The organism is Blastomonas sp. (genome assembly GCF_041747255.1).
Lineage (GTDB): Bacteria > Pseudomonadota > Alphaproteobacteria > Sphingomonadales > Sphingomonadaceae > Blastomonas.
Genome location: NZ_JBGTFM010000193.1, coordinates 1 through 1860, shown reverse-complemented (window position 1 = coordinate 1860; position 1860 = coordinate 1). Strand labels below are relative to the sequence as shown.

3 protein-coding genes are annotated in these 1860 nt (G+C 65.1%); all 3 read left to right on the top strand.

The window, feature by feature from the left end:
• Window positions 1-900: glycerol-3-phosphate dehydrogenase (gene glpD, locus ACEW8G_RS06995; protein WP_373487718.1), on the top strand; the 900-nt coding region annotated here is incomplete at its 5' end.
• Entirely contained in the window at window positions 897-1469 is a 573-nt protein-coding gene (locus ACEW8G_RS06990) for an NADPH-dependent FMN reductase (protein WP_373487717.1), read from the top strand. The genes glpD and ACEW8G_RS06990, both read left to right, overlap by 4 nt.
• Window positions 1466-1860, top strand: a 395-nt coding sequence (locus ACEW8G_RS06985) for a 3,4-dihydroxy-2-butanone-4-phosphate synthase (protein WP_373487716.1), incomplete at its 3' end; no start/stop codon positions are given. The genes ACEW8G_RS06990 and ACEW8G_RS06985, both read left to right, overlap by 4 nt.

The following is a 1860-nucleotide window of genomic DNA, read 5'->3' as shown; positions in this document are numbered from 1 at the left end:
GCCCGGTGCATCGTCAATGCCGCCGGACCCCGCGTGCTCGATCTGCTGGCCCGGGCGGGCGAGCCAAGCAGACAGCGGATGCGGCTGGTGCGCGGGTCCCATATCGTGGTGCGCAAGCTGTTCGATCACGCCTTTGCCTATTTCTTCCAGCTGCCCGACGGGCGCATCTTTTTCGCCATCCCTTACGAGCAGGACTTTACCCTGATCGGCACCACCGATGTCGATCACACCGCCGGGCTGGATGACGTGCGCGCCAGCGACGAGGAAATCGCCTATCTGTGCGCGGGCGCGAACGAGTATTTCCGCACCCCCATCACCCCCGCCGATGTGGTGTGGACCTATTCGGGTGTGCGCCCGCTGGTCGATGATGGCTCGGGCAAGCCCGAAGCCGCCACCAGAGGTTACCGCTTTGATCTTGATGGCGGGGCTGGCGATGCACCGATCCTGTCGGTGTTCGGCGGCAAGATCACCACCTATCGCCAGCTGGCCAGTGCCGCGATCCAGCAGCTTGCACCGTACTGCCCGGAGCTCAATGCCGGCGACTGGACCGGCTCCGCGCCATTGCCCGGCGGCGATTTCGGCATCCGCGAGGCACCGGCCAAGGCCCGCGAACTTGCAGCGCGCTATCGCTTTCTTGCCGATGGCGAGGCCGAAAGGATGATCCGGCTTTATGGCACGCGCGCCGGGATATTTCTTGGCAATGCAATCGCTTCCGGGGATCTTGGCGAGGATTTCGGTCACGGGCTGACCGCGTCTGAGGTGGATTACCTGATCGATTACGAATGGGCGCGCACGGCCGAAGATGTGCTGTGGCGGCGCACCAAGCTGGGGCTACATTTCAGCGCAGATGAAACCGCACGGCTCAGCAGCTATATCACCGAAAGGACAGCAACCTCATGACCAGCATCGTGGCCCTTGGCGGCACGGTCAATCCCGGAAGCTCAACCGAGCAGGCGCTGCGCCTGGCGGTCAGGATCGCCGGAGACGAAGGCGCCGAGGTACAGGTGTTCGGCGGCGCGTATCTCGCCGCACTGCCGCACTATCTTGGCCCGGCGCATGACACGACCTGCGGCATGGAAATGATCGAAGCGGTGCGCAAGGCCGATGGCCTGCTGATCGCCGCGCCCGGTTATCACGGGACGGTGTCAGGCATGGTCAAGAACGCGCTCGATTACCTTGAAGACCTCGCCCGCGATGAACGCCCCTATCTTGACGGGCGCGCGGTTGGCCTGATTGCCACAGCATTCGGTGATCAGGCCTCGATGAGCACACTGCTGACGATGCGCGCGATCACCCATGCCCTGCGCGGCTGGCCCACCCCGATGGGCGCGACCATCCGCACCTATCGCGGGCTGTTTTCGCCCGATGGGGAATGCCTTGATGAACGCGCCCACGGACAGCTTGAACTGGTGGGCAAGCAGGTGGTGCTGGGCGCGCGCAGCTTTGCCGCCGGACGGGACTTGCGATGAGCGCGGGCGCTGACCTTGATCATGCGCTGGCCGAGATCGCTTCGGGCCGGATCGTCGTCGTGTCAGGCGACCGGCTGCGCGGCGGTGACATTGATTTGATGATTGCCGCGCGCCACGTCACGCCCGAAGCCATCAACTTCATGGCCACCCACGGCCGCGGGCTGATCTGCCTTGCGATCACGCAAGACCGCGCCATACGGCTGGGTTTGAGCCTCATCAATCCGGGGGCGGAGCGCCAGACCGGGCGGCCGTTCGCGCGCTCGATCGAAGCCAGCAGCGGGGTCTCGACCGGTATTTCTGCCGCAGACCGTGCGCGCACCGTGCAGGTCGCCAGCGCCGAGGGCGCGAACGCCGATGATATCCAATCGCCCGGCCATGTCTTCCCGCTGAT